18 protein-coding genes are annotated in these 23,240 nt (G+C 71.8%); 7 read left to right on the forward strand and 11 right to left on the reverse strand.

What is annotated here, in order from left to right; genetic code table 11:
* Nucleotides 1–11: 11 nt before the first annotated feature.
* Nucleotides 12–2,282 carry a solute carrier family 23 protein gene (locus BLW84_RS37245; protein ID WP_093275566.1) on the reverse strand — a complete coding sequence of 757 codons (2,271 nt, stop codon included), beginning with the start codon at nt 2,280–2,282 and terminating at the stop codon, nt 12–14.
* 375 nt (nt 2,283–2,657) lie between these two features.
* On the opposite strand from BLW84_RS37245, the gene BLW84_RS37250 reads away from it, so the two are divergent.
* Nucleotides 2,658–3,653 carry an amidohydrolase family protein gene (locus BLW84_RS37250; RefSeq protein ID WP_093275571.1) on the forward strand — a complete coding sequence of 332 codons (996 nt, stop codon included), beginning with the start codon at nt 2,658–2,660 and terminating at the stop codon, nt 3,651–3,653.
* A gap of 263 nt (nt 3,654–3,916) precedes the next feature.
* On the opposite strand, the gene BLW84_RS37255 is transcribed toward BLW84_RS37250, so the two are convergent.
* Complete coding sequence (locus BLW84_RS37255) at nt 3,917–4,624, reverse strand: GntR family transcriptional regulator (protein WP_177226900.1); 708 nt, start codon at nt 4,622–4,624, stop codon at nt 3,917–3,919.
* A gap of 270 nt (nt 4,625–4,894) precedes the next feature.
* Between BLW84_RS37255 and pucD the strand changes: the two genes are divergently transcribed.
* A complete protein-coding gene (gene pucD / locus BLW84_RS37260) occupies nt 4,895–7,243 on the forward strand; it encodes a xanthine dehydrogenase subunit D (protein WP_093275576.1) in 2,349 nt (782 codons plus the stop codon).
* Here pucD and BLW84_RS37265 read toward each other — a convergent pair.
* The 6 genes from BLW84_RS37265 to BLW84_RS37290 all read right to left on the reverse strand — a co-directional run bounded on the left by BLW84_RS37265 (nt 7,234) and on the right by BLW84_RS37290 (nt 12,599).
* Nucleotides 7,234–8,004 carry a TIGR03084 family metal-binding protein gene (locus tag BLW84_RS37265; protein ID WP_093275577.1) on the reverse strand — a complete coding sequence of 257 codons (771 nt, stop codon included), beginning with the start codon at nt 8,002–8,004 and terminating at the stop codon, nt 7,234–7,236. The genes pucD and BLW84_RS37265 overlap by 10 nt on opposite strands.
* Before the next feature lie 9 nt (nt 8,005–8,013).
* Nucleotides 8,014–8,385, reverse strand: a complete 372-nt coding sequence (locus BLW84_RS37270) for a Zn-ribbon domain-containing OB-fold protein (protein ID WP_177226901.1) — start codon at nt 8,383–8,385, stop codon at nt 8,014–8,016.
* Between the two features lie 14 nt (nt 8,386–8,399).
* Complete coding sequence (locus BLW84_RS37275; protein ID WP_342743212.1) at nt 8,400–9,575, reverse strand: thiolase family protein; 1,176 nt, start codon at nt 9,573–9,575, stop codon at nt 8,400–8,402.
* A 133-nt stretch (nt 9,576–9,708) separates the two neighbouring features.
* Nucleotides 9,709–10,854: an LLM class flavin-dependent oxidoreductase gene (locus BLW84_RS37280; RefSeq protein WP_093275582.1), complete on the reverse strand. Its 1,146-nt coding sequence runs from the start codon at nt 10,852–10,854 to the stop codon at nt 9,709–9,711.
* Nucleotides 10,855–11,012: 158 nt separating this feature from the next.
* Entirely contained in the window at nt 11,013–11,636 is a 624-nt protein-coding gene (locus BLW84_RS50195; RefSeq protein ID WP_342743213.1) for an ABC transporter substrate-binding protein, read from the reverse strand.
* A gap of 696 nt (nt 11,637–12,332) precedes the next feature.
* Nucleotides 12,333–12,599, reverse strand: a complete 267-nt coding sequence (locus BLW84_RS37290) for a DUF3040 domain-containing protein (RefSeq protein WP_093275655.1) — start codon at nt 12,597–12,599, stop codon at nt 12,333–12,335.
* Between the two features lie 135 nt (nt 12,600–12,734).
* Here BLW84_RS37290 and BLW84_RS37295 point away from each other — a divergent pair, with 135 nt between their 5' ends.
* Nucleotides 12,735–13,100, forward strand: a complete 366-nt coding sequence (locus BLW84_RS37295; protein ID WP_093275584.1) for an arsenate reductase family protein — start codon at nt 12,735–12,737, stop codon at nt 13,098–13,100.
* Nucleotides 13,101–13,196: 96 nt separating this feature from the next.
* On the opposite strand, the gene BLW84_RS37300 is transcribed toward BLW84_RS37295, so the two are convergent.
* Nucleotides 13,197–15,683: an ATP-dependent Clp protease ATP-binding subunit gene (locus tag BLW84_RS37300; protein ID WP_093275585.1), complete on the reverse strand. Its 2,487-nt coding sequence runs from the start codon at nt 15,681–15,683 to the stop codon at nt 13,197–13,199.
* Nucleotides 15,684–15,906: 223 nt separating this feature from the next.
* A complete protein-coding gene (locus BLW84_RS37305) occupies nt 15,907–16,350 on the reverse strand; it encodes a MerR family transcriptional regulator (protein ID WP_245761657.1) in 444 nt (147 codons plus the stop codon).
* An 85-nt stretch (nt 16,351–16,435) separates the two neighbouring features.
* On the opposite strand from BLW84_RS37305, the gene BLW84_RS37310 reads away from it, so the two are divergent.
* From BLW84_RS37310 to BLW84_RS37325, 4 genes are all read left to right on the forward strand, one after another.
* Nucleotides 16,436–17,902, forward strand: a complete 1,467-nt coding sequence (locus tag BLW84_RS37310; RefSeq protein WP_143061235.1) for an MFS transporter — start codon at nt 16,436–16,438, stop codon at nt 17,900–17,902.
* Nucleotides 17,903–18,075: 173 nt separating this feature from the next.
* Nucleotides 18,076–18,705, forward strand: a complete 630-nt coding sequence (locus BLW84_RS37315; RefSeq protein WP_093275590.1) for a class I SAM-dependent methyltransferase — start codon at nt 18,076–18,078, stop codon at nt 18,703–18,705.
* Between the two features lie 61 nt (nt 18,706–18,766).
* Nucleotides 18,767–19,264 carry an XdhC family protein gene (locus tag BLW84_RS37320; protein ID WP_093275660.1) on the forward strand — a complete coding sequence of 166 codons (498 nt, stop codon included), beginning with the start codon at nt 18,767–18,769 and terminating at the stop codon, nt 19,262–19,264.
* A gap of 141 nt (nt 19,265–19,405) precedes the next feature.
* The gene (locus BLW84_RS37325) at nt 19,406–20,941 is read left to right on the forward strand and encodes an AMP-binding protein (protein WP_093275664.1); all 1,536 of its coding nucleotides are present in this window, start codon (nt 19,406–19,408) and stop codon (nt 20,939–20,941) included.
* A gap of 61 nt (nt 20,942–21,002) precedes the next feature.
* On the opposite strand, the gene recQ is transcribed toward BLW84_RS37325, so the two are convergent.
* Nucleotides 21,003–22,883 carry a DNA helicase RecQ gene (recQ, locus tag BLW84_RS37330; protein WP_093275592.1) on the reverse strand — a complete coding sequence of 627 codons (1,881 nt, stop codon included), beginning with the start codon at nt 22,881–22,883 and terminating at the stop codon, nt 21,003–21,005.
* Between the last annotated feature and the right edge of the window lie 357 nt (nt 22,884–23,240).

Genomic DNA, 23,240 nt, shown 5'->3' on the forward strand with positions numbered 1-23,240 from the left:
TCCGACCGTCCTCACCGCGGCCCGGCGGTGGCGGCCGCCGGCGCGTTCCGATTCAGCACCAGGTTGAGCAGGAACGCGGCGATGCCACCGGCCGCGATGCCGCTGGAGAGCACCGGCTGCAGCACGCCGGGCAGGTTCGCGTAGAACTCGGGCGCGCCCACCGGCAGCAGCCCGAAGCCGAAGGAGACGGCGACGATCAGGATGTTGCGCGCCTGGCCGAGATCGGCCTGCGCCATGATCTTCACGCCGACCGCGCCGACGGTGCCGAACATGACGACCCCCACGCTGCCGAGCACCGGCCCTGGCAGCGAAGCGACGGCGGCGCCGAGCTTCGGCAGCAGGCCGATCAGCACCAGCAGCGCGCCCGCGGTGGCGACCACGAACCGGCTGAGCACGCGGGTCATGCTGACCAGCCCGACGTTCTCGCCGAAGGTGACGATGGTGAAGGAGTTGAAGAACCCGGCGAACGCGGTGCCCACGCCGTCGGCGCGCAGCGCGCGGGCCAGCTCGTCGGGGCCGATGTCGCGGCCCGCGATCTGCCCGATGGCGATGGTGTCCCCGGTGGACTCCACCATGTTGACCAGCTGGATGATGATCACCGGCAGGATCGCCGCGACGGTGAACTCGGGCAGTCCGAACGCGAACGGCTGCACCGCGCCGAACCAGGACGCCTCGCCCACCGCGGAGAAGTCGGTCAGGCCCAGCGGCAGCGCCACCAGCGTGCCGGTGACCAGGGCGATCAGGATCGCGAACCGGGCCACGGCCGCCGGCGCGAACGCCTCCACCAGCACCACCAGCGCGATCGTGGCCAGGGCCATCAACAGCCGCGTCGCCGAGGCGAAGTCGGCGGCGGCCGGGTCGGTGCCCGCGATCAGCTTCGACGTGGAGGGCAGCAGCGAGAAGCCGATGATCGCGATGATCGTGCCGGTCACGATCGGCGGGAAGAACCGCCGGACGGCGGACTGCTCGTCGACGCGCAGGCAATGCCCGTGCCGCTGGACGATTTCGCCGTCGACGACGGTGGCCACTACGTCGGTGCCGCGGGCCGCGTAGACCAGCGAGCTCACCACGTCGTGCAGCGGTTGCAGGTGCGGCCGGTCGAGATCGACCACGATCAGATCGGCCAGGCGGCCGGGTTCGAGCACCCCGGCGTCGATCCCGGCGTAGCGGGCGCCGTCGCGGGTCGCCAGGTCCAGCGCGTCCTGCGCGCGCATCGCGGCCGGGTCGAGGGTGGCCAGCCGCTGGGCGAAGATGGACTGCTTCATGCCCTCGAACAGGTCTTGCCGGTGCCCGCAGCTCGGCCCGTCGGTGCCCAGCGCGACGGCGACCCCGCGGGCCCGCAGTCCGGCCAGCGGCAGGGTGCCGGACGCCAGGTAGGCGTTGGACGTGGGATTGTGCGCGATGCGCGCGCCGGCGGCGGCGACCGCGTCGAATTCGGCTTCGTCGAGCCAGATCGCGTGCGCCAGCGTGGCGCGCTCGTCGAGCAGCCCGGCCTTCGCCAGCCACTGCACCGGACGCGCCTGGTAGGCGTCCAGGTAGCTCTGCGGATCGGATTTGCCTTCGCAGCAGTGCGCGTGCCAGCTGGTGCCGAGCTCGCCGGCGAGCTCGACGCTGCGCCGGACCAGGTCCTGGTCGACGTAGGTGAGGTTGAGCGGCGCGGGCCAGATCTCGACCCGCGATCCCGCCGGCCGGTGCTGCATCGCCTCGCGGGTGATGGCGATCTCGTCGGCCGCGGAGTACCGGAACAGGGCCTCGGGCTGGCCGCGCCGCGCGGCGATCTCGGTGCGGGGACCGACGATTCCGCGCGCCACCGCGCCGCGCAGCCCGGCCTGCTCGATGACGTCGGCGATGGCGAGGGTGGTCGCCAGGTCGGTGGGCGCGTAGTGGTTGTCCACCACCGTCGTCGTGCCGTGCCGCAGCGCTTCGGCCGCCGCGAGGCGGGCGGCGGCCACCGCGTCCTCGCCGTCGACCGCGATGGAATACGGCCACATGAAGTCGCACAGCCACGGCACGATCGACATGCCCTCGCCCAAACCCCTTGCCAGCGCTTGGTAAAGGTGGTTGTGGCCGTCGACGAGGCCGGGCAGCACGGCCTGACCGGTGCAGTCGAGCACCGCTTCGGCCCGCCAGGACGCCATTTCGGACTGCGGCCCGACCGCCGCGATCCGGTTGCCGGTCACGGCGACGGCGCCTGGGCGGTGGATGGTGCGGTGGTCGTCGACGGTGAGCACCGTCGCCCCGGTGAGCAGCAGGTCGCAGTGCTTCTGGTCGGTCGGAGGCATGCCGCCTCGCTTCCTGGGCGGTGCGCGACCGCCCCCATCCTGAGGAGGGATTCGCCGAACGGTTGGCCCACGACGAGGAGGTCGGGGAGGTCACCGGCGCTGGAGCGAACGGCGGTGCCGTCAGGAGGAGGCCCGTTCGCGGATAACATGTAAAACAGGATGCATGTGTCATGTCAACCCTTTCGGGCGACCTTGCTGGTCAACCGGGGGCGCCTTTACCGGCCTGGAACTCGGGTTTCGGGGAAATTACATGCAACTTGTTGACACGGCGCCGAGACCGGTGTTGCACTCGAACGCGCCGCTGTCGAAGTGCGGCGACCCGTAGGTGCGGTGAATCGCGGCCGGGGTGCGACCGATCATTACAGGAGAGATCCGTTGATCATCGACACGCACGTGCACCCGACGAACCTGGTAGACGAGGCCTGGCGGCACACCGGTGAGCCGTTCACCGGCGAGCGGACCCTGAAGATGATGGACGGTCCGATGTGGATCAACGGCAAGCCGCGCCGGGTCGACATCAGCTGCATCATGCCGCCGCCGGGCAACACCGCCTGGCGGGAGGGCAACCGGGGTGGCCGCGAAGGCATCCGCGACTACCAGGCCTACGTGACCGAACTGGTGCAGCGCTATCCGGACCGCTTCATCGGCAACTTCATCTACAACCCGCGGTTCGGGCCGGAGAACGGCGCCAAGGAGCTGGAGTTCCACATCAAGGAGCACGGCTACCGGATGCTCAAGCTGCACGCCAACATGCACGCCTACCGGCCGGACCGGGCGCTGGACTGGCTGCGGCCGGTGATGCGGGTCTGCGACCGGCTCGGCGTGATCGTGCTGATCCACACCGGTGACGGCCCGTACTCCATCCCGACGCAGTTCTACCCGATCATCCGGGAGTTCCCCGGCGTCACGTTCATCCTCGGCCACTTCGGCATCCAGACCGGCGGCGTGTACTGCTTCGAAGCGTTCTGGATGATCCAGGACTCGCACAACGTCATCGGCGAGTCCGGCTGGCTGCTGCAGTCGCGGATCGTGGAGTTCGCCAAGGAGATGAAGAAGACCAAGATGGTCTACGGCACCGATTCGCCGCCGAACGAGCCCGGCATGTGGGCGCGCGAGCTGGAGGTGCTGTGCCACGAACCGCCGCAGGGCCTGAACCTCTCCGAGGACGACCTGGAGGGCTACCTCGGCAACAACATGGCGAAGCTGCTCGGCCTGCAGCCGACGCCGCCGCCGAAGGACAAGGCGCAGGCCGAGGCCTACCTGCGAGGAGAGGTGGCGCAGGCGTCGGCGACGAACTCCCACGCCGAGACGTACGCGGGCTACACCCCGGACTCCTGGCTCGAAGAGGGCGAACTCGACCCGGCCAGCTGAAAGGACTGTTTCCAGGCTCGTTTTGCGTGGCGGTGCGGGTGGCGGCCCCCTGCGGGAGTTACAGAGGCCTTCTCGCTGTGGGATCCCCGACATCATGAATGACCAATTCACCACGTCGGGGCTGTCCTCGCTGGGAGAACCCCGGAGGGGTGGGCGCCGTGAACCCGCGGCGGTGCAAGCTGCGTAGGTGGGCTAAGCGGCTGTGCCGCTTCAAGCAAAAACCGGGTAACTGCCAAAACAGCTGTTCAAACAACCCGAAGGAACTACTGCTCCGCGCGGAGGCGGCGGGGGGTGGCTTCGCGGGCCGTGGCCTGGCCGAGGCGGACCCGCAGGCGGGAGATGTGGCGGCGGGCGGCCGCCTCGGCCATCTCCGGGTCGCCGGTGGCCATCGCGTCCACCACCGCGCGGTGCTCGTCCAGCGCGAGCCGCGGGGCTTCCGCGCCGCGCCACAGCGAGTGCAGCGCGAAGTGCGAGCGGCCGGCGATCGGTTCCAGCGCCGCCAGCAGGTGCGGGTTCTCGGCGAATTCCCGGACCGCCCGGTGGAAGCGCATGTCCAGCTCGATCTGCGCGGCGTTGTCGGCGTCGGCGGCCAGCGCCGCCTCGTGCTCGGCGATGATCCCGCGCAGCTGCGCCAGCCCGTCGCCGTCGAGGTGCTCGGTGGCTAGCCGCGCCGCGAGGCCCTCCAGTTGCTCGCGCACCACGTAGAGCTGGCGCAGGTCGTCGATGTCCACCCGGCTGACCTCGGCGCCCCGGTGCGGGGTGTGGGTGGCCAGGCCGTCGTGGATCAGTCGCTGCACGGCCTCGCGGACCGGGCTGCGGCTGACGTCGAGCTGGCGGGCCAGCTCCGGCACGCTCAGCGCGGTGCCGGGCGGCAGCGTGTTGTCCAGGATGGCTTTCTTCAGCGCGGCGTACGTGCGGTCGGCCAGCAGGCCTTCGCCGGTCAGCGGCGCGAGACGGGGTGCCGGGGGCATCGCGGGAACCTCACTCGATAAGCGGGACGGCTCGATATTACATGCAATTATCCGGCCCGCTCGCCCCGGACACCCGGTCGGCGTGGCGCCGCGGGCCGGGCGGTCGCTCTTGACAGCCCGCGATCGGCTGGGTTCACTCTCTGCGGCCAAGGGTTTTCGGTCGCGCGAGCCCGAAAACCCTTGCGGAACAACGCCGGGTACGAGTCCCGACATGCCGTGGCGGCACACGAGCTGTGCGATGCCGGTGTCACCTGAGCCCATGGAGGCGGCATGCGCGACAAGTCACTGCACCGACCGGACACCCGGGCCGCGGCCGGCGACGTGCGGGCCCCGCACCCCAGCGCCGAGACGGAACGTGCCGCCGGGATTGGCCGGAGCACGCCGTGCCCGGACGGCGCGCTGAAGGTGACCGGCCAGTTCGCCTACTCCTCGGACCTGTGGGTGTCGGGCATGGTGTGGGCGACGACGCTGCGCAGCCCGCACGCCTCGGCGCGCATCCGGTCCATCGACGCGCGGAAGGCCCTGGCGCTGGACGGGGTGCACGCCGTGCTCACCCACGAGGACGTGCCGGGCGCGAAGACCTACGGGATGAAGGTGGCCGACCAGCCGGTGCTGGCCATCGACGAGGTCCGCTACCAGGGCGAGCCGGTCGCGCTGATCGCCGCCGATGATCCGGAGACGGCGCGGCGGGCGGCGAAGCTGGTGCAGGTCGACTACGAACTCCTGGAGCCGGTGACCGACCCGCAGCGCGCGCTGGAGGGCACCGCGCGCGACGTGCACCCTGGCGGCAACCTGGTCCGGCACGTCAAGATCCGCCACGGCGATCTCGCGGCCGCGCGCGAGCGGGCAGACGTGGTGGTGACCGGCGAGTACGAGGTCGGCATGCAGGACCAGGCGTTCCTCGGCCCGGAGTCGGGCCTGGCGCTGCCGGCCGAGGACGGCGGCGTCGAGCTGTACGTGTCGTCGCAGTGGCTGCACAAGGATCTGGAGCAGATCGCGCCGTGCCTGGGGCTGCCCGCCGACAAGGTCCGCCTCACGCTGGCCGGGGTCGGTGGCGCGTTCGGCGGCCGCGAGGACCTGTCCGTGCACGTGCACGCCTGCATGCTCGCGCTGCGGCTGGGCAAGCCGGTGAAGATGGTCTACAACCGCGAGGAGTCGTTCTTCGGCCACGTGCACCGCCACCCGGCGAAGATGCACTACGAGCACGGCGCCACGCGCGACGGGAAGCTGGTCTACGTCAAGGCGAAGCTCGTCATGGACGGCGGCGCGTACACCTCCACCTCGCCGGTCGTGATCGCCAACGCCTGCTACTTCGTCACCGGCGCCTACGAGGTCCCGCACGCCGAGATCGACGGTTTCGCGGTGTTCAGCAACAACCCGCCCTGCGGCGCGATGCGCGGCTTCGGCGCGGTCCAGTCCGCCTACGGCTGCGAGTCCAACATGGACAAGCTCGCCCGCGAACTGGGCATGGATCCGCTGGAACTCCGGCTGCGCAACGCGATGACCACCGGCACCGTGCTGCCGACCGGGCAGGCCGTGGACGGCCCGGCGCCGGTCGCCGAACTGCTCGCGGACCTGCGGAACCGGCCGCTACCGCCCGCCGGGGCGGACCTGCTGCCGGGCGGGCTGTCCAACACCACCCGGGGCGAGGGCGTGCGCCGGGGAGTCGGCTACGCGATCGGCGTCAAGGCGATCGGCTACTCCGGCGGCGTGGACGACATCTCGACGGCGCGGGTGGCGGTGTCGGTCACCGGGGGCCGGACCTCGGTGGCGGTGCACACCGCGGCGGCCGAGTGCGGGCAGGGCATCACCACGGTGCAGTCCCAGATCGCCGCCACCGAGCTGGGCGTCTCGCGGGTGGTGGTGCTGCCCGCGGACACCAGGATCGGCGACGCGGGCTCGGCCTCGGCATCCCGGTTGACGTGGATGTCCAGCGGCGCGGTGCAGGGCGCCTGCCGCGAGCTCGCGCGGGAGCTGCGGCGCCGTGCGGCCGAACGCACCGGCAGGCCGGCGGAATCCCTGGCGCTGCTGGACGACCACGTGGTGGATCCCGGCGGTTCGCCGCTGGTGTCCATTTCGGACCTCGTCGGGGACGACGTGCTGGAGCGGGTCTTCGAGTACCACCACCGCAAGACCGAGACCATCGACCCCGAGACCGGCCAGGGCGACGCGCACATCGCCTTCGCGTTCGCCGCGCACCGCGCCGTGGTGGACGTCGACGTCGAGCTCGGCCTGGTCAAGGTGGTGGAGCTGGCCACCGCGCAGGACGTCGGCAGGGCGATGAACCCGCTGTCGGTCGAGGGGCAGATCGAGGGCGGCAGCGCGCAGGGCCTCGGCCTGGCGCTGATGGAGGAGATCCTGCTCGACGAGCAGGGCCGGGTGCGCAACCCGTCGTTCACCGACTACCTGATCCCGACCATCCTGGACGTGCCGCCGATGCCGATCTCGGTGTTCGAGTTCCCGCACCCGGATTCGCCGTACGGCCTCAACGGCGTCGGCGAGCCGCCCACCCTGTCGTCCACCCCGGCGATCGTCAACGCCCTGCGCGACGCGACCGGCCTGGCTCTCGGCCGGGTCCCGGTGCGCCCGGACGACATCGCGCTGGCGGCTCAGGCCTGAGGGCTGCGCCCGGAGCCGGGAGCGCCGGCGAAGGCCTGCGCGATCGTCAGCCACCGGCGCGCGTCGTCGCCGACGGCGGTGATCGCCAGGTCGTCGCGGTGCCGGCGCTGCGTGACCAGCAGGCAGAAGTCCAGCGCCGGGCCGCTGACCCGGTCGGCGGCGTTCTCCGGTCCCCAGGCCCATTCCCCGCCGTCCGGGGCACGGAGCTCGACGCGCAGCGGGACGTCCGGGACGGGCAATTCGTTGACGGCGAAGGAGAAACCGAAGGTGCGCACGCCCAGGTGCGCGATGTGGCGCAGCCGCGCGGTGGGCTCGCGCTCGACGCCGAGGGCGTCGGCCACGTCCTGGCCGTGCGCCCAGGTCTCCATGATCCGCGCGGTCGCCATCGACGCGGGCTTCATCGGCGGCCCGTACCAGACCAGGCGGCCGTCGGCCGGGGCGGCGGCCAGCGCGGCCTGCAGCCGGTCGCGGCCCGCGCGCCAGCGCGCGAGCAGCTCGCCGGGCTTCGCCCGCGCGCCTTCGGCGGCTCCGGCGTCGACCCCGATGTCCTCGGATTCCCGGCGCTGCCGGACGAACTCGTCGGGATCGTCGATGGCCAGGTTGGACCGGTCGTCGGTCCAGGCCAGGTGCGCGATCTGGTGGGCGATGGTCCAGCCCGGCGCGGGGGTGGGCGTCGCCCAGCCCGCCGCGTCCAGGTCCGCGACGAGCGAATCCAGGTCGGCGTTCTCGGCGCGCAGATCGGCCAGCAGTTCGGTGCGCATGCTCGTCCTTCAGGCGTGGAAAACCGGCACGGCTTCGCCGTCCTCATGCCGCTCGAAGCCCACGCCGAGGGCGATGCCTTCGGCGAGGTCCTCGGGCGCGACGCCGCGGATCCGCGCGTGCAGCCAGGGGCCCTCGGCGAGCTCGACGATACCGGCGACGACGTGGCCGCCGCCGGGAACGGGCACCACGGTCCAGGTCACCAGGGTGGCGCGGCCGCTCGCCGGTACCCAGGTGAGTTCGGTGGAGCCGCAGGCCGGGCACTGCGGCACGTTCGGCGCGATGAGCGGCGAGCACCGCGGGCAGCGCCGGACGAGCAGTTCGCCGCGGGCGGTGCCGTCGAAGAACTCGGCGGACGCCTCGTTGCGGGCAACGGAGATCACGGTTCCTCCATGGATCAGCTGGGGGCGTTCGGGCTGAGCACGGTCGTGGAGTGGTGCGCCAGGATGCCGCCGTTGCCGCTGACCATGATCACGTCGTTGCGCGGCGCCTGCCGCTCGCCGCCGTGGCCGCGCGCCTGGATCACCGCCTCGGACAGCGGCGTCATGCCCCACATGTAGTAGGCGGACAGCTGGCCGCCGCCGGTGTTGACGGGCAGCGTGCCACCGGGCGCCAGCGCGCCGGAGGCGACGAACTCGCCGCCCTCGCCCTTGGCGCAGAAACCGTAGTCCTCCAAGGTGATCAGCACGGTGAAGGTGTAGCAGTCGTAGAGCTCGAGGACGTCGACGTCGGCGATGGACGCACCGGCCATCTTCAGCGCGGCCGGGCCGGCCTGCGCCGCGCCGCTGCGCAGGCCGAACTCGCTGCCGCGCGCGGCCGGGTAGTTGGGATGCGACTGCGCGAAGCCGAGCACGTGCACGGGCGGTTGCCGCAGGTCGGCGGCGCGGTCGGCGGAGGTCACGAGGATCGCGATGCCGCCGTTGCTGACCAGGCAGCAGTCCAGCAGCCGCAGCGGATCGGCGATCATCCGCGATTCCTGGTGGTCGGCGAGCGCGATCGGGTCCCGCAGCTGCGCCAGCGGGTTCCGGGCGGCCCACGCCCGCTGCGCCACGGCGATCGCGCCGAGCTGCTCGGAGGTGGTGCCGTAGGCGTTCATGTGCCGCCGGGCGGCCTGCGCGTACATGGCGTTCACGCTGGTCAGCCCGCTGGCGCCGAGGAGGCCTTCGAAGCCGGTGGCCTTGCGCCGCCCGGTGTAGGCCGCGGCGCTGCCCTTGTCGGGCCGGCGGGGCGCGTCGGCGAACACGCACACCACGTTGTCGGCCATGCCGGACTGCACGGCCATCGAGGCGTAGGCGAGCATCGAGCCGGCCGAGGAGCCGAACGCCTGCATCTCGGTCAGCAGCCGGAGGTCGCGGACCTGGAGCTCCTGCTGCAGCGTCCAGATGTCGACGCCGCCGGAGACCCCGGAGTTCGCGAGGATGCCGTCCACATCGGACAGTTCGAGGCCGGCGTCGGCGACCGCGAGGCGAACGGCGTCGGCGGCGAACTGCCCCGCGGTGCGGCCGTAGACCTTGCCCAGTTCGGTCATGCCCAGCCCGGCGATCACCGGCCGGCGTCCTGCGGAGCCCGTCAACGCTGCCTCCTCTGCGCGGCGCCCGGATCATTTCGGACCGCTTCGGTCCAAAATCACCCGGCCATGATGACCCGCCCCGCCCCGGCCGCGCAAGGCACCGGCCGCCGGTGATCGGCGCTGATCGGCGCGGCGCTCACCACCGGCCCGCGGCCACCGGATCGGGTGCCGGGGCTCCGACCGGCGCGAGCAGGCCGCGGCGGGCCAGCTCCGGGTGCACCCCTTCGCCGAACCAGTAGGCCTCCTCCAGGTGCGGGTAGCCGGAGAGCACGAACTCCTCGATGCCCACCGCGTGGTACTCCTCGATCAGGTCCGCGACCTCGGCGTGGCTGCCGACGAACGCGGTGCCCGCGCCGCCGCGCAGCAGCCCCACGCCCGCCCACAGCCCCGGGTGGATCTCCAGTTCCCGCGCGTCGCTGCGCAGCACGCCGCCGTGCAGCGCAGCCATGTTGCGCTGGCCGGTGGATTCGGTGGCCGCGAACTTCGCCTGCGAGGCGGCCACGTCGGCGGGGTCCATCTGGTCGACGAACTTCTGTGCGGTGGCCCAGGCCTCGGCGCTGGTGTCCCGGGTGATGATGTGCGCGCGGATGCCGAAGCGCAGGGTTCGGCCCTCCTCGGCGGCGAGCTCGCGCAACCGCCGCACCTTCTGGGCCACCGCACCCGGCGGCTCGCCCCAGGTCAGGTGCACGTCCGCGCGGCGTGCGGCCACCGGAAGGGCGGCGTCGGAGGAACCGCCGAAGTACAGCGGTGGCTGTGGGTCCGGCTTCTCGAACGCGACGGCGCCGCGGATCTGGTAGTGCTCGCCGTCGAAGTCGAACGGCTCACCGGCGAAGATGCCGCGCAGCACGGCGAGGAACTCGTCGGTGCGCGCGTACCGCTGGTCGTGGTCCAGCCAGTCGCCGAAGCGCTGCTGCTCGACGGATTCGCCGCCGGTCACGATGTTCAGCAGCAGCCGCCCGCCGGAGACCCGCTGGTAGGTGGTGGCGAGCTGGGCCGCCAGGGTCGGGGTCAGCGCGCCGGGCCGGAACGCGACCAGGAACTTGATGCGCCGGGTGCGGGCGAGCAGCGCCGCGGTGGTGACCCAGGCGTCCTGGCACCAGCTGCCGGTGGGGGTGAGCATCCCGGTGAACCCGAGGTGCTCGGCGGCCTGCGCGACCTGTGCCAGGTAGTCGATGTCCGGCTGGCGCGGCGTGTCGGCCCCGGTCGGGGTGACGTGCGGACGGTCCACGATGGACCGGCCGTCGCCGTGGGTGGGCAGGAACCAGTGCGTGGTGACGCTCATGCCAGTTCCGCCTCTCCGCGATTCACAGTTGTGGCTGTGTCCGGCTCAGTCTCGCGTTTCGCAGTTTCTTGTGGCTGGTTTGCGTCACGTTCCCCTGAGGCGCGGTTGAGGAGACTCGGGTTGACACAGGGCTACTCATGCGTTGTTCTCCCGGTGGGTCAGGCGGTGGCGAGCTGGGCGGCGAATCGGGGGTCGACGAATTCGGCGAATTCGAAGCGGCGCGGGATTTCCTTGGCCGCCACGAACGCGTCCGCGAGTTCCTGTTCCGAGCGGATCACCGCGTCGTCCAGCGCGACCGGTAGGTCCGGGCCGAGCTCGGTGGCGCGCCGCGTCACCTCGATCGGCAGCCCGGTGTCTGCGGACCAGGACTGCGCGCGCTGCTCCCGGTTGCCGTCGGCGAAGCGCTGCGCCTTGGCCAGTCGCACCAGGTAGTCGCCGATGGCGGTGTTGCGGCCCGCATCGGCCAGCGCGGCCGTTCCGGCGACCTGGAAGCTCAGGCCGTTGGCGGTGCCCTGCCCGTCGGCGATCGCCCGGGCACCCGATTCCAGCTGGATCTGCGAGAAGTACGGGTCCCAGATCGCCCACGCGTCCACGGCGCCCTGCTTGAACGCACCGAGCGCATCGGAGGGCTGCAGGAAGACCAGTTCGACGTCGTCGGGCGTGAGCCCGGCGGTGCGCAGCGTCAGGAGGATCTGGCCGTGCGCGGAACTTCCCTTGGCGACCGCGATCTTGCGGCCGCGGAGCTGATCGCGGCCCCGCAGCGGCGAGTCCGGCAGCACCACCAGGGCATCGCTCGACGTTGCCCTTCGACGAGGCGATGATCTTGATCTTCGCCCCGGCCGCGGCGGCGAACAGCGGCGGCGTGTTGCCGACGCCGCCGAGGTCGATGGCGTCCGCGGACACGGCTTCCAGCAGCGGCGGGCCGGACGGGAAGGTCGCCCACTGCACGGTGTACGGGAAGTCGTCCAGGCCGGCCGACCGCAGCAGGGAACGGGAATTGCCCTTCTGGTCGCCGACGCGCAGGGTCACCCGCGCCAGCTGCCCGGCGTCGACCGGCGCGGGCACCGGCGCCTGGGTCGGATCGCCGCGGCCGCTCGCGCAGGCGCTGAGCAGCCCGGCGGAGGTGGCGGAAAGAGCAAGGGCAGCAAGGAATTCACGACGACGCACGGTCGGTTGCTCCATCGTTGCGAGGGGAGTGGCACGCCGACTGCGGGCAGCGCGAAGCAGCCCAGCGAGGGCGGGGATCAGCGCGAAGAGGTCAGCAGGAACGACATGCGGAACTGGCCTGCCGTCGCAGATCGACGTGCAGGCGCCAGGTCAACGCGAAGCGTCCGGGCATGGCAACGATGCTTCCAGCCACGAGGCGGAGGCGTCAACGGCGAGCGGGAGGCTCCCACAGATCGAGAACGCCCGGCTCGCGCGGGCGTCCTCGGGAGATCAGTATTCGACCATTGTGGACGGTTATCGGAGTCAGTCGCTCATTCGAGGCGTATGTGCCAGTCGCGGGAGAAGAACACGACCGCGGCCAGCGTCCCGGCGGCGAGCACGCCGCCGCCCTCGCCGAGGAAGAGGCACACCACGGCGACGAGCGCCGCGAACACCGCCAGCGTCATCCGCGGCGACATCAGGGCCCAGATCCGCCGCCACGTGCTGGTCTCGGTCAGGCGGCGGGCCAACTTGGGGTCGTCGCCGATGAGCTGCTGCTCGATCTCCCTCAGGCGGCGCCGCTCGTCCCTCGGTAGCATGGCCACCTCCCACGGTCCATCCGCCTCGTTGAACAAGTATTGCAACGATGCCCTCCGCTGTGAAGGGTCCATTGGCACGGTTGCCGGTCCCGGCGGCTAGCCTGTGTCCGCAGTCGTCGCGGCAGGGAGCTTCCGATGGAAATCTGGGTCAACCCGGCATGTTCGAAATGTCGTTCGGCGGTGTCGCTGCTGGACGAGGCGGGCGCGGAGTACACCGTGCGCCGGTACCTCGACGAGCCGCCGACGGCCGCGGAGCTGGCCGAGGTGCTGGACCGGCTCGGGCTGGAGCCGTGGGACATCGCCCGGACGGCCGAGCCGGTGGCGAAGGAGCTCGGGCTGAAGACCTGGGGCCGGGAGCCGGCGGACCGGGACCGGTGGATCGAGGCGCTGGTGGCGAACCCGAAGCTCATTCAGCGCCCGATCATCACGGCCGACGACGGCACCACGGTCGTCGGCCGGACCCCGGAAGCCGTGCGATCGGTGCTGCCGGAAAACCACTGACCGACAGGGGAGGACGTTGGTCCTTCCCGCCGGACGCCTTCAGCGGACACGAAAGCGGGGGCGGGCGCTCGTCGCGCCCGCCCCCGCTTCGCCCGATCAGGCCGCCGTCGCGGCCGGCTCGTCGACCTGCAGGGCCAGTTCGCCGTCGGCCGCGGACACCCGCAGCCGGGCTCCCTCGGCCAGTTCGCCGTCCAGGATCAGGTCGCTGATCCGGTCGTCGACCTCCCGCTCGATCGCCCGCCGCAACGGCCGGGCCCCGAACTCGGGCCGGTAGCCGCGCTCGGCGATCCAGGCCACCGCCGCCTCGTCGAACTCGACGCCGATGCCCATCGCCTGCAGCCGGCGCACGGTCTGCTCCAGCAGCATCCGGGTGATCGTGTGCAGCTGCTCGCCGTCGAGCCGCTTGAAGACCACGATCTCGTTGATGCGGTTGAGGAATTCCGGCCGGAACGCCTCCCGCAGCCGCGGCATGATCCGCTCGTCCAGTGCCGGGTCGGCGTCCCCGGCGGTGAAGCCGATCTTGCCGCCGGCGCTGGAGACGACCTCCGAGCCGAGGTTGCTGGTCATGATCAGCACCGTGTTGGTGAAGTCGACGGTGCGGCCCTGGCCATCGGTCAGCCGGCCGTCGTCGAGCACCTGCAGCAGCGTGTTGAACACGTCCGGGTGCGCCTTCTCGACCTCGTCCAGCAGGATCACCGAGTACGGGTGCCGCCGCACCGCCTCGGTCAGCTCACCGGCCTCGCCGTGCCCGACGTAGCCGGGGGGCGCGCCGACGAGCCGGCTGGCGGTGTGCCGCTCCTGGAACTCGCTCATGTCCAGCCGCACCATCCGCTGCTCGTCACCGAACAGCGATTCGGCCAGCGCCTTGGCCAGCTCGGTCTTGCCGACGCCGGTCGGGCCGAGGAACAGGAAGCTGCCGACCGGGCGGTTCGGGTCGCCCAGCCCGCTGCGCGACCGCCGCACCGCGCGGGCCAGCGCCCGCACCGCGTCGTCCTGGCCGACCACGCGCTGGTGCAGCTCCTGCTCCAGCCCCTGCAGCCGGACCTTCTCGGCGGCGGTCAGGCGGCTGACCGGCACCCCGGTCGCCCGCGCGACGACCTCGGCGATGTCCTCGGCCGTGACCTCCAGGACGGCGACCTCGCCGGCGTCGCCGAGCTCGCCCTGCACCGTGCCGATCTCGTCGCGCAACGCCGACGCCCGCTCGTAGTCCTCCGCGGCGACCGCCGCGTCCTTCTCCTGCTCCAGCCGCTCGATGCGGCTGCGCAGCTCGGCGCCGTCCGGCGCCGCCGACAGCCGCTTGCGCGCGCCGGCCTGGTCGATCAGGTCGATCGCCTTGTCCGGCAGGAACCGGTCGTTGATGTACTGGTCGGACAGCCGGGCCGCGGCTTCCACTGCGTCCTCGGTGTAGCGGACCTGGTGGTGCGCCTCGTAGTGCTCGCGCAGGCCCTGCAGGATCGAGACGGTGTCCGGCACGCTCGGCTCCGGCACCTGGACCGGCTGGAAGCGGCGTTCCAGGGCCGGGTCCTTCTCGATGTGCTTGCGGTACTCGTCCAGCGTCGTCGCGCCGACCACGTGCAGTTCGCCGCGGGCCAGCCGGGGCTTGAGCATGTTGCCCGCGTCCATCGCGCCCTCGGCGCCGCCGGCGCCGACGACGGTGTGCAGCTCGTCGATGAACACGATCAGCTCGCCGCGGTGCTCCGAGATCTCGTCGATGACCTTGGTCATCCGCTCCTCGAAGTCGCCGCGGTACCGGGTGCCGGCCAGCATCCCGGACAGGTCCAGCTGGATTACGCGCTTGCCGGTCAGCACCCGCGGCACGTTCCCGGCCGCGATGCGCTGGGCCAGGCCCTCCACGATCGCGGTCTTGCCGACACCTGCCTCGCCGATGAGGACCGGGTTGTTCTTGGTGCGCCGCGACAGGATCTCGACGGTCTGCTCGATCTCGTCGGCGCGGCCGATCACCGGGTCCAGCTCGCCGTCGCGGGCGCGGGCGGTGAGGTCCCGGCCGTACTGGTCGAGCGTGGGCGTGTCGCTGTCCTTGCGCGGCGCTTCCTGCTCGGCGCGGGGGCGCTGGCTCGCGGCGCGCAACTGCTCGGGCCCGGCGCCTGCCGAACCGAGCAGCCGCCCGGTCTCGGAGTCCGGGCTCGCCGACATGGCGAGCAGGACGTGGTGCGGGCCGATGTAGGTGGAGCCGAGTGCGCGGGCCACCCGGTGCGAGTCGGCGAGCACCGTCCGGGCCGCCAGCGTCAGCGTCACCGGCCGGTCACCGGCCGCCTCGCCGGCCGCTGGCAGGTGCTCCTCGATCTGCGCGGCGAAGGCGTCGGTGTCCACGCCGAGCTGCGCCAGCTGCTCGCGCGTCGGGGTCTCGTGCGCGGCCGACCACAGCAGGTGCAGTGCGTCCAGGTCGGTCTGCCCGCGGTCGCGGGCGAAGCGCGCGGCCCCGCTGACCAGCTGTTGCGCCTGCTCGGTCATCAGCTCGGTGATGTCGATCCGGCGCGAGCCGGGCGCAGCGTCGTCGGCACCGAAGAAGCGCGCGAAGTACTCGTCGAACGGGCCGCCTGCCGGTCCGAAGAACGTCGCCATTCCTAACCTCCTCGCGACGGTGTTGCTGGCATCCGCCGCCAGCTACTTGAGTCCGTTGCTGTCAACCAACGTCAGTCTGGTCCGGGTAATTCCAACCAGCCCCACAAGTGGCGCACGTCACCTCTTGTCGCATTGGGCGCGCCAACATGTCTCTTGGGTAATATTCACAGAGAGAAATATGCGCTCGGGCTGGCTGGTCGGCTTTCCGACGGCGAACGGAGGCCTAGGCGATCTCGGTCCACAGCGGATCGGAAGTCCAGGCGCCCTCGTCGAGCTGCCGGTCGATCTCGTCGCGCAGGCACGGGCATTCCTCGGCCGGATGATCCCGGGTGCAGGTCAGGAACGGCCCCAGGCACCGCTCGGCCCTGGCCAGCCGCTCCTGCTCCGCGCGGATCGCGGCCAGCCGCTGCTCCACGACGTCCATCCAGCGCTGCCCGGGCGCGTCCCCGCGCAGGACCACCGCGATCTCGTCGAGCCGGAACATGCAGGTGTCCCGCAGGATCCGCACCAGCGCGATGCGCCGCAGCTGGCCCGGGTCGTAGCAGCGGTGCCCGGAACCGTTGCGCACCGACCGGATCAGGCCGCGCTCCTCCCAATACCGCAGCGCCGACACCGCCAGCCCGCACCGCTGCGCGGCCACCCCGATGGGGATCAGGTCCTCGCTCACCCGACCATTTGACCTCAAGCCGACTTGAGCACGCATCGTGATCTTCCAGGCGGGCGCGCGCCCGCCGATCGAGGGAGGTTCCGGAGTGCTCGGGTCGGTTTTCCTCGCGACGTTCATGGCCCTGCTCGACATGAGCATCGTCAACGTCGCGCTGCCCGCGATCCAGGCGGACCTGGGTGCGACGGCGAGCGGCGCCCAGTGGGTCGTCGACGGCTACACCCTGTGCCTGTCGGCGTTCATGCTCACCGGCGGCTCGCTGGGGGACAGGTTCGGTCGCAAGAAGGTCTTCGTCGTCGGCTTGGCCGTCTTCACGGCCGGCTCGGCCTGGTGCGCGCTCGCCCCGACGGTCGAGCTGCTGATCGCGGGCCGACTGGTGCAGGGCGCGGGTGCCTCGGTGCTGACGCCGGGCGCGCTGTCGCTGCTGACCCACGCCTACCCGGACCCGGCCGCGCGGGCGCGGATGATCGGGATCTGGGGCGGTTTCGGCAGTTCCGCGACGGTGCTGGGTCCGCTGGTGGGCGGGCTGCTCACCGAGCGCTTCGGCTGGCCCGCGCTGTTCCTGATCAACCTGCCGCTGGGCGCGGTCGCGCTGGTGCTGGGCCTGCGCGGCATCCGGGAGTCGGCCTGTCCCGAGCACGCGGCCACCGATCCGCTCGGCCAGGTCCTGGCCGTGCTCGGCCTCGCGGGGCTGACGTATGCGGTGATCGAGAGCGCGCAAGCGCCCTGGAGTTCGGCCGGGGTCCTGCTGCCGCTGCTGCTGGGGCTCGGCTGCCTCGCGGTGTTCCTCGTCGTGGAGTTCCGCAGCCCGAATCCGATGCTGCCGGTCGGACTGTTCCGGCAGCGGCAGTTCGCAGCCACCACCGCCGCGTCGTTCGTCCTGGGCTTCGGGTCCTACGGCTGCTTCTACCTCTTCTCCCTGTTCCTGCAGCAGGTGCGCGGTGCGGGCGCGGCCGAGGCCGGGCTGCAGTTCGTGCCGTACTCGCTGGCGATCGCGCTGGCCACGGTCGTGTCCGGCAGATGGGCCGGCCGGCGCGGGCACCGGGTTCCCATGATCGCCGGCTACGTCGTGACCGGGGCCGCGCTGCTGGCGATGCTGCTCTTCCGCCCGGACACGTCGTACCTGGTCGTCGGGCTGCTGTTCGCGGTGCTGGGCAGCGGGATGGGCCTGGCGATCGCCGCGACCAACGCGGCCGCCATGTCGGCCGTGGCCCGGCACCGCTCGGGCATCGCGGCGGCGACGGTCAACGCGCTGCGCCAGGTGGGCGCCGCCCTCGGTATCGCGGTGCTCGGCATGCTCGTCACCATCCGGGGCGCCGCAGTGCTGGCCGACGACATCGGCGCGCCGGCCGCGCGGCGGGTCATGGCCAGTGGCGGCGCCGATGGCCTGTTCGGCGCCGGTTTCACCGCCGGCCTGCACCTGAGCCTGGTGGTCGCGGGCGTGGCGACGCTGCTGGTCGCGGCGCTGCTCGTCGCCCTGCCGCGCGCGGAGCCGTCGGAGCCCTCGCGGCGCGCCGGGACCGGCGTCAAGCGCCAGAGCGCGGAGGCGGACTGAGCAGGCTGGTCTGAGGTGAACGGTCTGTTTGCTCCATTAGGCGAGGTGAACGGTCCGTTCGCCTCGCCTGGCAAGGCGTCAGTGGTGGGGTTCCCGCGACGGGGGATTGACTTCCAGTTACGTCGAAGTTCGAAGCTGTCTTCAGCAGATCGACGGCTTCGAAGGGGTGTGGAATGGAGACTTCGGTGGAACGCACTGTGTTCGACTCCGCCTACGAGGAGAACAGCGCTCCGTGGGTGATCGGCGAGCCGCAGCCGGCCATCGTCGGGCTGGAGCAGGCCGGTCGCATCCGCGGCGCGGTACTCGATCCCGGATGCGGCGCGGGTGAGCACACGATCCTGCTCGCCAAGCTGGGCTACGACGTCCGCGGCGTGGACTTCTCGCGCCCGGCGATCGAGCACGCCCGGGCCAACGCCGCCGCGCAGCACGTCGCCGCCCGCTTCGACGTCGCCGATGCGCTGCAGCTGACCGGCGGCCCGTACGACACCGTCGTGGACAGCGCGCTGTTCCACGTGTTCGGTCCGGAGGACCGCGCGAAGTACGTGCGCAGCCTGCACGGCGTGTGCCGACCGGGGGCGACCGTGCACGTCCTGGCGCTGGCCGACGTCGAGCCCGGCTTCGGCCCGCGCATCCCCGAGTCCGCGATCCGCGAGGCCTTCGCGGCCGAGGGGTGGCGGTTGGAGGAGGTCCGGCTGAGCCGCTACCGCGGCGTCGCGCTGGGCGAGCGGGCCGAGGCGCTCGGCGTCGAGGACGGCGCGCTCGTCGACCTGGCGGCCTGGCTGGCCACCGCCACCCGCCTCTGAAGTCCACATTGGACTAACTGGGGGTGTGGTCCCGGCCGGGTTCGGCTGGCACACTGGGCGGATGACCGAGGATGCTGCGTGCGCGGTGGCGCACGGTGAAGTCCCGTCGGCGTCGTCCGGTGGCCGCGTGCTGGTGGCGGTGTTCGCCTCGCCGGTGGCGGAATTCCTGCTGCGCTACGGCCGGGACCTCGGCTTCCGGGCGATCCTGGTCGAGCCGGACACCGGGCGGGCCGGGGCCGACGCGGTCCCGGCGGTGCCGGTGCTGGGCCCGGAGGCGGACGTCGTGGTGACCGACCACCACCGCCCGGAACTCGGCCCGCTGCTGCGCGACGTGCTCAAGCACGACGTCCGCTGGGTGGGCATCATGGGCAACCCGCGCCACGCCGGGCCGCACGTGGCCGCGCTCCGGGAGCTCGGCGTCCCGGATGCCGAGATCGACCGGGTGCACCGGCCGATCGGCCTGAACATCGGCTCCCGCACGCCGCCGGAGATCGCCATCGCGACCCTCGCGGGCCTGCTGGCCGACCGCAACGGCAAGCCCGGCGGCTTCGCCTTCTGAGTCCACCGGGCGCCCGGCGGGCCGGGTGAGGTGCGCGGACTCTCGCTTTTGCCGGGGCGATGTGGTTATGCTCCGGTCACCCAGCGCCGGGATCATGGCCCGGTGCCGAGTGTTCCGGGAACGGGGCGGGAGGGGCGCGTGGTGGGCGGTATCGCGTTTCGGGAACTGTCACCGGTGTCCTTTTTGGAGCGAGCGGCGGCGGTGTTCGCCGATCGCCCGGCGGTCGTCGACGGAACGCGGCGCTACACCTACGCGCAGTTCTGGGACCGGGCCCAACGGCTCGCGGGAATGCTTGCCGCGCAAGGAATTCGGCCGGGCGACCGCGTCGCGGTCCTGTCGCCCAACACGCACGTGCTGCTGGAGGCGCACTACGGGGTGCCGCTGGCCGGTGCGGTGCTGGTCGCGCTGAACACCCGCCTGGCCGCGTCCGAGATCGGCTACATCCTGGAGCACAGCGGCGCGCGGCTGGCCATTGTGGACTCCGAGTACCGGCAGGTGCTCGACGAATCCGGCGCGGACCTCGCGGTGATCGACTCCGATCGGTACGACGAGCTCCGCGACGCCGCCGAGCCGCACCGGGTCGAGGTCGCCGACGAGCGGTCGCTGCTGTCGATCAACTACACCAGCGGGACGACCGGCCGCCCGAAGGGCGTGATGTACCACCACCGCGGCGCCTACCTGCAGGCGCTGGCAATGGCCTACCACGCGCAGCTCGACACGTCCTCGCGCTACCTGTGGACGCTGCCGATGTTCCACACCAACGGCTGGTGCTTCCCGTGGGCGGTGACGGCGGCCGGGGGCGTGCACCACTGCCTGCGCAGGGCCGATGCCGCCGAGATCTGGCGCGCGATCCGAGCCGACGGCGTCACGCACTTCTGCGCCGCGCCGACCGTGCTGGCGATGCTGGCCGACCATCCCGAGGCCGCGCTTCCGGCGCCCCGGCCGGTGCGGGTGTTCGCCGGCGGCGCCCCGCCGTGGCCCGGGCTGCTGGAGCGGATGACCGAGCTCGGCATCGACATCCGGCACCTCTACGGCCTGACCGAGACCTTCGGCCCGGCGGTGGTGTGCGAGTGGCAGCCGGAGTGGGAGGGGCTGGCCGGCGACGAACGGGCCCGGCTGGTCGCGCGGCAGGGCATCGCGAACGTGATCGCCGAGCCGCTGCGGGTGGTCGATGCCGAGGGGCGCGACGTGCCCGCCGACGGGCTGACGACCGGCGAGATCCTGTTGCGTGGCAACGATGTCATGCTCGGCTACTACCGCGACGAGGCGGCGACCGCCGCGGCCGCGCTGGACGGCTGGTTCCGCAGCGGCGACCTCGGCGTCCGGCACCCGGACGGCTACGTCGAGCTGCGCGACCGGATCAAGGACGTGATCATCTCCGGCGGCGAGAACATCACGTCGATCGAGGTGGAGAACGCGCTCACCGCGCACCCGGACGTCCTCGAAGCGGCCGTCGTCGGCGCCCCGGACCCGAAGTGGGGCGAAGTCCCCGTCGCCTACGTGACCCTGCGCGACGCGGCGACCGCCGCGGAGGCCGACCTGATCGACTTCGTCCGCGCCCGCATCGCCCGCTTCAAGGCGCCGAAGCGGATCGTCTTCGGCGACCTCCCCAAGACGTCCACCGGCAAGCTGCAGAAGAACGTCCTCCGCGACCGGGCCAGGACGGGACGGCCGTGACGGAGCGGGCGGTCGCGCCACCGGAGCAGCCCTGGGCTTCGCGGTCGGCGAAGCCCAGGTCCTACTCCTGGAGCATCTCGCTTCCTGAGGATTGCTCGTCGGCCAGGGCGTCGAGGACGGCCTGGCCGTACTTGGCGAGCTTCTGCTCGCCGACCCCGCTGATACCGGCCAGTTCGTCCAGAGTGGACGGTTGGGCCGCCGCGATCTGGCGGAGCGTCGAGTCGTGGAAGATGATGAACGGCGCTTTGTTCTCCTCGCGGGCGGTGACCGCGCGCCAGGCCCGCAGCTGCTGGAAGACCGGCTCCGCCTCCGGCGGCATGTCCTGCGCGGCCTGCTTGGCGGTTTTGGACTTGGTGGTCGACGCGGCGGCGCGCTTGGGCTCGGTGCGCAGCAGCACCTGCCGCGGGTCCTCGCGGCGCAGGACCTCGCCGCTGGACTCGGTGAGCACCAGCGTGCCGTAGTCGCCTTCCACGGAGAGCAGGCGCTGGGCCAGCAGCTGGCGGATCACGCCGCGCCACTCGTTGTCGCTCAGGTCGGCGCCGACGCCGAACACGCTCAGCGAGTCGTGCCGGAACTGCTCGATCTTCGCGGTCTTCTTGCCGCGCAGGATGTCGATGATCTGGCCCGCGCCGAACTTCTGGTTGCGCTCGCGGTCCAGCCGCACCACGGTCGACAGCAGCTTCTGCGCGGCGACCGTGCCGTCCCACGACTCCGGCGGGGCCAGGCACGTGTCGCAGTTCTGGCAGGCCATCGCGGCGTCCTGGCCGAAGTAGGCGAGCAGCTGCGTGCGGCGGCACTCGACGGTCTCGCACAACGCCAGCATCGCGTCCAGGTGCCGGGACAGCGTGCGCCGGTGTGCGTCGTCGCCCTCGGAGAGCTCGATCAGCTTGCGCTGCTGCACCACGTCCTGCAGGCCGTAGGCCATCCAGGCGGTCGACGGCTGCCCGTCGCGGCCCGCGCGGCCGGTCTCCTGGTAGTAGCCCTCGACCGACTTCGGCAGGTCGAGGTGCGCGACGAAGCGCACGTCGGGCTTGTCGATGCCCATGCCGAAGGCGATGGTGGCGACCATGACCAGGCCGTCCTCGCGCAGGAACCGGGACTGGTGCCTGGCGCGGACCTCCTTGTCCAGGCCGGCGTGGTAGGGCAGCGCGTCGATCCCGTTGGCCACCAGGAACTCCGCGGTCCGCTCCACCTCGGCGCGGGAGAGCCGGTACACGATGCCTGCGTCCCCGGCGTGCTCGGTGCGCAGCAGCTGCAGCAGCTGCTTCCGCGGATCGTTCTTCGGCGCGATCCGGTACTGGATGTTCGGGCGGTCGAAGTCGGAGACGAAGTGCCGGGCCTCGGTCAGCTGCAGCCGGGTGGCGATCTCGCGGCGGGTCGCCTGGGTGGCGGTGGCGGTCAGCGCGATGCGCGGCACCGCGGGCCAGCGCTCGTGCAGCACCGAAAGCGCCAGGTAGTCGGGTCGGAAGTCGTGGCCCCACTGCGCCACGCAGTGCGCCTCGTCGATGGCGAACACCGAGACCTCGCTGCGGTCGAGCAGGTCCAGCGTCGAATCCAGCCGCAGCCGCTCCGGAGCCAGGTAGAGCAGGTCGAGCTCGCCGGAGACGAACGCGGCCTCGGTCTGGCGGCGCTGCTCGTAGTTCTGCGTCGAGTTGAGGAAGCCCGCCCGCACGCCGAGCTCGTTGAGCGCGTCCACCTGGTCCTGCATCAGCGCGATGAGCGGCGACACGACGACGCCCACGCCCGGCCGCACCAGCGACGGGATCTGGTAGCAGAGCGACTTGCCGCCGCCGGTGGGCATCAGCACCAGCGCATCGCCGCCGCCGATCACGTGGTCGACGATCTCCTGCTGGGAACCGCGGAAGGAGTCGTAACCGAAAACGCGCTGCAAAACCTGCTGGGCGTCGGACACCTCAAGACCGGGGGAAGCCACGGCGCGCATCTTAGATCCTGTCTCCGACTCGTTTTGCTGGGCGGTGCGGGTGGCGGAACCTCAGGCGTCTTCTCGCTGTGGGATCCCCGACCTCATGAATGACCAATTCACCACGTCGGGGCTGTCCTCGCGAGAAGACCCCTGAGAACCCGCGGCGGTGCAAGCGGCGTAGGTGGCCTAAGCGGCTGCGCCGCTTCAAGGACAAAGCCGAGCCAGTTCTAGCAGCACCCACGACGGGGCCCGGGCCCCTGCGTTTCGACATGCGGCGGTGTGTCGGGCCGCCTGTGATGTGCGTCCCGTCGGAGCGGGCGGGTCTTCGGCGGGAACAATTCGCAGGGCAGAATCGTTCGTGGAAATAGTTGAATC

The organism is Saccharopolyspora shandongensis (assembly GCF_900106995.1).
Classification (GTDB): domain Bacteria; phylum Actinomycetota; class Actinomycetes; order Mycobacteriales; family Pseudonocardiaceae; genus Saccharopolyspora; species Saccharopolyspora shandongensis.

Coding starts and splice junctions, on each gene's coding strand:
- BLW84_RS37295 (WP_093275584.1), top strand. CDS start 12,735: ATGGAAATCTGGGTCAACCCGGCATGTTCGAAATGTCGTTCGGCGGTG.
- BLW84_RS37265 (WP_093275577.1), bottom strand. CDS start 8,004: ATGCGCACCGAACTGCTGGCCGATCTGCGCGCCGAGAACGCCGACCTG.
- BLW84_RS37300 (WP_093275585.1), bottom strand. CDS start 15,683: ATGGCGACGTTCTTCGGACCGGCAGGCGGCCCGTTCGACGAGTACTTC.
- BLW84_RS37245 (WP_093275566.1), bottom strand. CDS start 2,282: ATGCCTCCGACCGACCAGAAGCACTGCGACCTGCTGCTCACCGGGGCG.
- BLW84_RS37315 (WP_093275590.1), top strand. CDS start 18,076: ATGGAGACTTCGGTGGAACGCACTGTGTTCGACTCCGCCTACGAGGAG.
- pucD (WP_093275576.1), top strand. CDS start 4,895: ATGCGCGACAAGTCACTGCACCGACCGGACACCCGGGCCGCGGCCGGC.
- BLW84_RS37255 (WP_177226900.1), bottom strand. CDS start 4,624: ATGCCCCCGGCACCCCGTCTCGCGCCGCTGACCGGCGAAGGCCTGCTG.
- BLW84_RS37290 (WP_093275655.1), bottom strand. CDS start 12,599: ATGCTACCGAGGGACGAGCGGCGCCGCCTGAGGGAGATCGAGCAGCAG.
- BLW84_RS37320 (WP_093275660.1), top strand. CDS start 18,767: ATGACCGAGGATGCTGCGTGCGCGGTGGCGCACGGTGAAGTCCCGTCG.
- recQ (WP_093275592.1), bottom strand. CDS start 22,883: ATGCGCGCCGTGGCTTCCCCCGGTCTTGAGGTGTCCGACGCCCAGCAG.
- BLW84_RS37280 (WP_093275582.1), bottom strand. CDS start 10,854: ATGAGCGTCACCACGCACTGGTTCCTGCCCACCCACGGCGACGGCCGG.